Below are 7,364 nucleotides of genomic sequence, written 5' to 3'. Positions count from 1 at the left end.
GCCTTGATGGGGCTTCGGTGCGCTGATATAGCTTGGGCAAGTCCAGATGCCGCTGCGTGAAAAGACCGCGGTCGAACTGATGGTTGTCGTGTGCCGAGATGGAAATGACCATGCCCCGAAAGATCCGCGCCCAGAACTCCGCCAGGCCCTCGCTGCGGTTCCTCGCCGGTCTTCCGTTGCTCGCCGCCGTCGCAACCCTGGCAGCCTGCAGTCCCGAACCGGCCGAGGCGCCCCAGCCCGCCTGCATCGAGGTTCCGCCCGGCACGATCCATCCGGCCGATCCGAAGACGGGCGGCAAATGGGATCCGACACTCCGGCCGTGGCTCCGGCCGTCCTGCTGATGCCGGATGACGGGAGGAACACTGCCGGCGGCGCACCCTCGGGCCGCGACGATGACGACGGCGACGACGACGGCAGCGGCGACGGCGACGGCTCCAGCCAGCCCGGCGAGACCGACAGCTCCGCCGGCGGCGGAGGCGCGGGCTCCTCGGCCGAAGGCGCGGACGGATCGGATGCCTCGACGGATGCGGACGGGAAAGGGACGTCGGGGTCGGCGGACAGTGCCACCGGCTCCGCCAAATCCTCGGCCGGACCGGGCGGCGCCTCCAGCAGTGCCGGCGGCCTGGGAACCTCGTCGGGGGTCTCGAGATGAAGGCTGCTATCTTTCGCTCGGCGCGGCTTTCGGCGCTGGCCGTTCCGCTGCTCGGAACCCTGGCCGGCGGCAGCATGGCGCAATCCTACGACAATGCCGGGATTGGCTGGACCGGAAGCATGGGCTTTCCGGGCGCCTCCGACCGGAGCGTGCGCCTGCAGGCCGCTGACCTGATGAAGAAGGCAGAGAGCGGATACTACGGCACGCTGGGCAGTTCGCCCACGCAGAACAACTACTACGACAGCAGCGTCTCGATGGATGTGAACGTCGGCGACGGATCGAATGCCGAGATCTCGAACCACACGGCCGAAGGCTCGGGCGTCAACAGCTATTCCGTGGGCTCTGTCAACACCACGACCAACGACATCTCGATCGACGGCAGCGGCTCCTCGGTGAGCGTGGTCAGCACCAGCAATTCGACCGGCTGCATCGACGGATCGATCAGCGCGCCCGGCAGTTCCGGCTATTCGACGTTCGACATCTCCGCGGGCGGATGGGCGGAAAGCGGTTCATGCGACTGACACGCCTCCGCCTGAAGCCGGCGGCGAGGATCACGGGCAAGTGCATCGCGCTGCTGGCGGCCCTGTCCGCCTGCACCGGGATCGCCCCGCACGACAAGAACGCGAAGCTGGTCCAGGGACCGCCGATCGCCGACGTGCAGACCCCCTTCGACCAGGCGCTCACCTGCCTGAACGGCAAGATCTCCCCCAGGCTGCGGTTCGCGGTGGGCATCATTCCCGACCTGACCGGTCGCGAGCAGTACAACGACGGCGGCGCCGGCAAGTTCGTCAGCCAGGGCGCCGGTGAAGTCGTCCAGTCGGCGCTCTTCAAGGCCGGCGTCTCGCTGGTCAACCGGCGCGACCAGATGGTCTCGACCAACGAGGCCAGCTGGGGCATCCGCACCATGCGCCAGCAGGTTCCGGCGGACTTCTATGTCAGCGGCAGCATCAACTCGCTCGATTTCATCCCGGGCGGCGCAACCTATGCCGTGATCGGCGGCATCGGGCCGCGCTACCGGCAGAACCGCATCCTCATCGCCCTCGATCTCTCGGTCACCAATGCCACGACCGGGCAGATCGTGGCGAACATCCCGCTGCAGAAGCAGATCTTCGCCGATGAATGGGGCATCACCGGGGCACGCTTCGCCGGCAATACCCTGGTGGACGCCGATGCGGGGGTCCAGCAGCGCGAGCCGCTGAACTTCGCGCTGCGCCAGGTGCTCTACCTCGCCACATTCGAACTGCTCACGCAGCTCATGCCGGTCCGGCAATATGCCGAGTGCCGGTCCCTGATCGATGACGGCGCGGGAGAGGTGACGGGTCCCGGGACGACCGGCGAATTCATCCGGAAATACGAGGCCGCCAAGGCCCGGGCGGAGGAGCGGCGCAAGCAGGCCCTCGAGGCCGTCGCCGCAGCCGAGGCGCGGGAGGCCGAGGCCCAGGACAGCGAGACGGCCGAGGCCGCCCCCGCGAAACCCCAACCCGCCGCGGAACCGGCCTCCGAGGCTCAACCGGCAGCCGGCACGACCGCCGCTGCGCCCGCTGCCGATCCCCCCGCGACACCCGTTCCGGTCGTCGCGGAGCCCGCAACGCCCGCGCGCGCCGTCAAGGCGGCCGCCAGGGCCGAACAGGACGCGGTGACTGTGCCCGCCGCGCCAGCGGACGCAGATCCCGCCCCCGAGGCGGTGCCCCGGCTCGAGAAGGCCGCCACGACGACACGCCCTGCCCCGTCCGACGCCTCTCCCGAAGCCGCGGATACCGCGACACCCGAACCCCCCGATCCGAAGCGCGGCCTGCCGGTCCTTCCGCCCGCGGCCGCCGGACGCGAGGCCTGAGGCCCCGGGACGGAGACCGATGCACGAGATCCCCCTCGATATTACTTGATCAGCATCCGGCCTCGCGAGGGGGGGAGTTCCGGATGCGAATGGAGAGAACCATGTTCATCAAGCACCTTTCGATCGCGGCCCTCCTCCTGTCGGGAGCGACGGCAGCCTATGCGGATGACTTCCGTCGCGGCGGCTTCGACAGCGTCAACCAGGATTTCGAGGAAATCGTCGCCGACATCAATGACGGGTTCGCGACCGGCAGCGCCCGCTTCGCCAACATCGCGATCAACACCGGCGACGTCGACGCCTCCGTCAACATCAATGCCGACCTCGACGAGGGTGGGGTGGTCTCGAGCTTCCGGGGCGGGTTGCTCGACATCGACCTCGCGGCCAGCAGCGCGGAGATCGCCGGCGGCGCCGACGCGATCGAGGGCGGGTTGACCATCGCCGGGGTCGAGATGGTGGAGGAAATCGACGAAGCCTCGAACATGTCGATGGGCTCGATCAGCACCCTGGCCGCGGGCGCGCTCAACACCGTGACCATGGACCTGACCGAAACCGCGGCCGCCTCGTCCTTCGACGTGGCCAGCGGCTCGGTCGCCGCGGCCGGCTCCACCGCCAGCACCTCGGCCTATGACCTGCTCACCTCGCGCAGCAGCGGCTCGGGCCTCTCCTCGGTGGCCGCCGCCTACAACGTGGCCGACATCAAGGCCTCGGTCTCGCTCGATCTCGAAGACGGCAACTATGCCTTCGTCGGTGCCGCCCAGGATGTCGTCGGTAGCCTGACGACCACCAGCTTCGTCGGCGTCAGCACGCTGGCTGCCGGTGCGCTCAACACCGCCGATGTCACCGCGGCCTTCGTCTCGACCGGCTCGCGCAGCCGCGACTGATCCCGGTCGCACCGGCCCTGCCTCGCCGGTGTGATCATCAGGGTGCGGCAGGGAGGCCGCATCCCGGACGGCCGGTCTGACCGGCCGTCCACACCCCGCACAAGGCGGAACCGCCGCCGCAGCCCTGGTCCGCACCGCCCACGGCCATCATGATCGGCCCCGCTCTCACCCGCCGCCAGACCCTCGGACCCTCCCGGCAGCGCCTGAGCGTGGGCGTGGGGTCGCCACGACAAAAGCAGGCAGGACGCCACCCCCCGGCGCCGATATGTCCGAGAAACCCGCAACCGGAGTTCCCGATCCCCCGGCAGGCCTCACCCTGCCTTGCGCATTGAAGTTGAAGCGCAAGTTCGAGATCTCATCGACATCAGCAAGCCCGGGTGCAGGCCCGCGAAAGTGAATGTCACCCATCCACGGCCGGCGGCGGCAGCGCGGCCATCGCCGGAAACGTCCTCGTGGGCGGGCTCATCGGCCTGGGCGTCGACGCGGCGACCGGCGCCTCCAGGACGGGCTCCCAATCCGGTGAAGGCGGAACTGGAGGGTCGGCGAAGGGAGAAGACGCCCGGATGCCTCGTCGAAGCTCCGGCAGCCGTAGGCGCGGCCTCCCGGCTCAGCCGGAAGATCCTTCCGCGCCGTGGTCGCAAGGGAGCTGTTTTCCCGGTGGGCGCGGCGCCGTCACCGACGGTCGTTCCGGCGCGGGCCGATCTGCTCCCAGGCGGAGAGGATGCTGCCGATGTGGCCGGCGGCCTCGGCCAGCTGCGGCCCCGACTCGCGGCGGAAGGCGGAGGCAACCTGCATCCGACAGAATTCATAGACACGAAACAGGTTGTCCGCGATCTCGCCGCCCTTCTCGAAGTCGAGGCTGCCCTGCAGGATGTAGATCGCCGTGAAGGCGCGGTTCAGGTGCTGGTCGGGATAGACCGGTCCGGGCACCGCAGCGGCGAGCGCCTTCAGCGACCGGTCCAGTTCGCGCAGCGTGACGAGGATGATCTGGTGCGGATCCTCGACTGACTGCAAGTCCATGGTCTCGGCACGCCGGTAGCGGGTTCTCGCATCTGCGACAGCCATCCTCTGTCTCCTTCCGGAAGCGCCGAAGTCACAGGAGATCAAACGGACGTTCGGAAACAGTTTTTAGCGACTTGCGCAACAATCGGCGAAGCTACCGTCTTCGACACCTGCATCACCCGTCTCGTCCAGCGACGTGAAGAGGCCGGACCTGCTGCTCGGGCTGGGCAGGCAGAGCCGGCGCACCATCATGAAGATTGCCCGATCGCCGCTTCCCTCCGTGCCACGAAGAGTTTCGAACCAGGATTGCAGATCCGTGACGACACGGCCTCATGCCGCCACGTCAGCACGATGCTCGCGGCCCGTACCCCGAAGGCGGGTCCTGTGACCAGGACCGGCGCCTGCCGATCCTCAGCCGTTCACGGTGTTCGCGAGCACCTTGAGATCCTTTCCCGCCCTCGACTTGCCGATGATCTCCACATCAAGGACATCATGCTTTGTCAGCATGACGATCCCGCGGAAAATATCCGTCTTGTTCAGGCCGGACTTCATCATCACTCGCTCCAGCCTTGCTTCGGTTCGCGGGGCGATCTTCATCGAAAGCCTGCGGGTCGGGACGCTGATCCTGTTCCTGCGCGCCTGCTGGCGGATGGCGGTGGTCCTTTCGAACCAGTCGGCAAGGCCGAGTTTCAGCCGCTCGACAAGTCCGGGCTCCTCATCCAGCAACCCGATGTAATAGGTGAAAACGGCCTTGCGAAAACGGGATGTCGCCTGGGGATCGATCCGGAACGCCGCTGCATCCAGGACTTCCATTTCCGGAGCCGGAAGCACGACCTCGAGCGGGCTCTCGGCCTGCTCCCGTGCCTTGGCAATCGCCGGAGTGCTCTGGGCCGGAACCGCCACCACGGCACCGCAGTCATCACAGGTCGCAGCCAGAATGCCCTTCGCAAGACCTTTGCCATCACTGAAGGGGACATCGTGATATCCGAAGGTGGTCGTGACCAGCCGGCCGCAATCCTCGCAGATCGCCCGGCTCTTCTCGCCAGGAAAATACAGCTTCATGATCCGGCCTGACCTCCGTCTTCGGGATGGACGCTGATGAACATCGTTTCGGGCGCTTCGGGATCAAGGAAGTAGAACTTGATATACCACCGGTCCGGCTTGTCAGGCTTGATCACGTGAACCTGGACACCCTTCACCGTGTGATGCCACGAGGATGTGTGATGCGTCCCGTTGCACCTCCTCAGCATGTCGACGACCTCGGCGACGGCGACCTTTCCTGTTGCCAGAAGGTTCTTCGCCTCGATCGAGCTCCGTGCCTCGTGCTGGTATAACCCCTCCTTGAGGGACTGGATCACCCTTTGCCGCGCCTCCTTGAAACCCAGTTCAGTCATACATACGATACTCTTCGTAAAAGTCAACGCCGCGCCACCGATCAGGCCGATATGGGTTCTCATGAGTCTTCCGCCACAGGCTAACCGATGCTCCCCCTTCGCGAAACCATCTTGACCGCCCTGGCAGACGTGTCGTGATCTATCAAGCATCTGGTCCTCCTACGGGGCGCTGCTTGTCCGAGGCGCACCGCGTTTGGCATCGGGCGCTCGAGGGAAAAAACTCTTGGAAAAGCGCGCTGAAGACTGCCAAGTCTGAACGGGCCAGAAGTTCACCGGCCTTGGTTTTTCTTGGTGCCCCCTACCGGACTCGAACCGGCACGCCCGAAGGCAAGGGATTTTAAGATGGGGTGGTTGCCGCCTTCCCCTCACTGCATCGTAGGGTAGCGCGCAGCGTTACCGATGTCAGGAAGGAATGGAGGCAAAGACATGGATGCAACAATCATAGGCGTAGATTTAGCCAAACGTGTGATCCAGATACACGGGACGGAAAAATCGGGTGAGACGGTATACCGAAAGAAACTGACCAGAGAGCAGTTCTCCCGGTTCATGACTGAGATACCTTCTTGCATCGTTGCGTTCGAGGCATGTGGCAGCGCAAATCACTGGGCGCGTCAAATGGAGCTGATCGGGCATGAAGCAAGACTGATACCGCCCCAGTATGTGCGCCCCTTTGTCAAACGGCAGAAAAACGATGCAGCGGATGCCGAAGCGATTGCCACCGCGGCAAGACAGCCCGGCATGCGATTTGTCAGTGCAAAAACGGAGGAGCAGCAGAGCAAAATCGTCGTTTTTCGCGGGCGGGAACGTTTGGTCCATCAACGCACTGAGCTTGTGAACGCTCTACGGGCAACACTTTATGAGTTTGGCTATGTGTTCCCAATCGGACGCGCCAGCATGCCGCGGATTGCTGCTCTGATCGATGATCCCAGTGCGGATTTACCATCAATGGTGCGCCTGGAATGCCAGGATCTACTGCAGCAGATCGCCGAAAAGACAGCTCGTATTGATGAAAAATCTAAGAAGCTGCAGGACGCCAGCGCCCAAGGCGAAAAGGGCAAGCTGCTTCAATCAATGCCGGGCGTAGGCCCAATGACAGCGTTGGCCGTTCAAGCGTTCGCGCCTGAAATGACACAGTTCAAATCTGGCAGAGACTTCGCTGCCTGGCTGGGGCTCGTTCCTCGACAATTCTCGTCGGGAGGAAAAGCTCGCCTTGGACGGGTCTCCAAGGCGGGTCAGGCTGATATACGAAGGCTTCTGATCATTGGTGCGATGTCAAGGATTGTGGGCCGGGCACGAAACAACATCGCCCCAGACACTTGGGTGGGCCAAATGCTTGGTCGGAAGCCAAAAATGCTGGTGGCAATTGCATTGGCCAACAAGATGGCGCGACAGATTTGGGCGATGCTAACGCGTGAAGAGAAATATCGAGATCCGGCCATGTCTGCATGATGGCAAACGACGTGTCATGAGCAGCTAGAGCCGGTAAACTGGGGGTGTAAGAAGACGACGACTAGATGGGCGCCATGATCGAACAGATCTGGGTCGGGAGAACCAGCCAGGGACTTCGAGCTTGCAAGCTCGTTTTTAAGATTTGGACCTGA

At 64.6% G+C, this 7,364-nt stretch carries 9 protein-coding genes; 5 read left to right on the top strand and 4 right to left on the bottom strand.

The genetic code is table 11. The features are described 5' to 3' along the window. On the bottom strand, window positions 1–298 hold a 298-nt coding region (locus tag C5F46_RS16905; RefSeq protein WP_210203002.1), incomplete at its 3' end, for a hypothetical protein. Here C5F46_RS16905 and C5F46_RS16695 point away from each other — a divergent pair. The 4 genes from C5F46_RS16695 to C5F46_RS12805 all read left to right on the top strand — a co-directional run bounded on the left by C5F46_RS16695 (window position 299) and on the right by C5F46_RS12805 (window position 3,367). Further along, window positions 299–652, top strand: a complete 354-nt coding sequence (locus C5F46_RS16695) for a hypothetical protein (RefSeq protein WP_168796892.1) — start codon at window positions 299–301, stop codon at window positions 650–652. After that, window positions 649–1,173 carry a hypothetical protein gene (locus C5F46_RS12815; protein WP_168796893.1) on the top strand — a complete coding sequence of 175 codons (525 nt, stop codon included), beginning with the start codon at window positions 649–651 and terminating at the stop codon, window positions 1,171–1,173. The genes C5F46_RS16695 and C5F46_RS12815 overlap by 4 nt, the downstream gene beginning before the upstream one ends. Beyond that, complete coding sequence (locus tag C5F46_RS12810; RefSeq protein ID WP_168796894.1) at window positions 1,164–2,486, top strand: CsgG/HfaB family protein; 1,323 nt, start codon at window positions 1,164–1,166, stop codon at window positions 2,484–2,486. The genes C5F46_RS12815 and C5F46_RS12810 overlap by 10 nt, the downstream gene beginning before the upstream one ends. Before the next feature lie 101 nt (window positions 2,487–2,587). Then, window positions 2,588–3,367 carry a hypothetical protein gene (locus C5F46_RS12805; RefSeq protein WP_107325733.1) on the top strand — a complete coding sequence of 260 codons (780 nt, stop codon included), beginning with the start codon at window positions 2,588–2,590 and terminating at the stop codon, window positions 3,365–3,367. Between the two features lie 672 nt (window positions 3,368–4,039). Here the strand turns inward: C5F46_RS12805 and C5F46_RS12795 are convergent. The 3 genes from C5F46_RS12795 to C5F46_RS12785 form a co-directional block, all read right to left on the bottom strand. After that, window positions 4,040–4,432, bottom strand: coding sequence for a flagellar export chaperone FliS (locus C5F46_RS12795; protein ID WP_107325732.1), 393 nt, complete (start codon window positions 4,430–4,432; stop codon window positions 4,040–4,042). A 348-nt stretch (window positions 4,433–4,780) separates the two neighbouring features. After that, window positions 4,781–5,431 carry a hypothetical protein gene (locus tag C5F46_RS12790; protein ID WP_107325731.1) on the bottom strand — a complete coding sequence of 217 codons (651 nt, stop codon included), beginning with the start codon at window positions 5,429–5,431 and terminating at the stop codon, window positions 4,781–4,783. Beyond that, window positions 5,428–5,826: a hypothetical protein gene (locus C5F46_RS12785; protein WP_201161524.1), complete on the bottom strand. Its 399-nt coding sequence runs from the start codon at window positions 5,824–5,826 to the stop codon at window positions 5,428–5,430. Before C5F46_RS12785 ends, C5F46_RS12790 begins: the two co-directional genes overlap by 4 nt. A 363-nt stretch (window positions 5,827–6,189) precedes the next feature. On the opposite strand from C5F46_RS12785, the gene C5F46_RS12780 reads away from it, so the two are divergent. After that, window positions 6,190–7,212 (top strand): IS110 family RNA-guided transposase, encoded by a 1,023-nt coding sequence (locus C5F46_RS12780; protein WP_107325730.1) that lies wholly within the window; start codon window positions 6,190–6,192, stop codon window positions 7,210–7,212. The last annotated feature ends 152 nt before the right edge of the window (window positions 7,213–7,364 follow it).

It is taken from the genome of Phaeovulum veldkampii DSM 11550 (assembly GCF_003034995.1).
GTDB lineage: Bacteria > Pseudomonadota > Alphaproteobacteria > Rhodobacterales > Rhodobacteraceae > Phaeovulum > Phaeovulum veldkampii.
The sequence above is the reverse complement of the archived record's forward strand: the minus strand, read 5'-3'. Positions and strand labels throughout refer to the sequence as shown.

Coding starts and splice junctions, on each gene's coding strand:
- C5F46_RS16695 (WP_168796892.1), top strand. CDS start 299: ATGGGATCCGACACTCCGGCCGTGGCTCCGGCCGTCCTGCTGATGCCG.
- C5F46_RS12815 (WP_168796893.1), top strand. CDS start 649: ATGAAGGCTGCTATCTTTCGCTCGGCGCGGCTTTCGGCGCTGGCCGTT.
- C5F46_RS12810 (WP_168796894.1), top strand. CDS start 1,164: ATGCGACTGACACGCCTCCGCCTGAAGCCGGCGGCGAGGATCACGGGC.
- C5F46_RS12805 (WP_107325733.1), top strand. CDS start 2,588: ATGTTCATCAAGCACCTTTCGATCGCGGCCCTCCTCCTGTCGGGAGCG.
- C5F46_RS12795 (WP_107325732.1), bottom strand. CDS start 4,432: ATGGCTGTCGCAGATGCGAGAACCCGCTACCGGCGTGCCGAGACCATG.
- C5F46_RS12790 (WP_107325731.1), bottom strand. CDS start 5,431: ATGAAGCTGTATTTTCCTGGCGAGAAGAGCCGGGCGATCTGCGAGGAT.
- C5F46_RS12785 (WP_201161524.1), bottom strand. CDS start 5,826: ATGAGAACCCATATCGGCCTGATCGGTGGCGCGGCGTTGACTTTTACG.
- C5F46_RS12780 (WP_107325730.1), top strand. CDS start 6,190: ATGGATGCAACAATCATAGGCGTAGATTTAGCCAAACGTGTGATCCAG.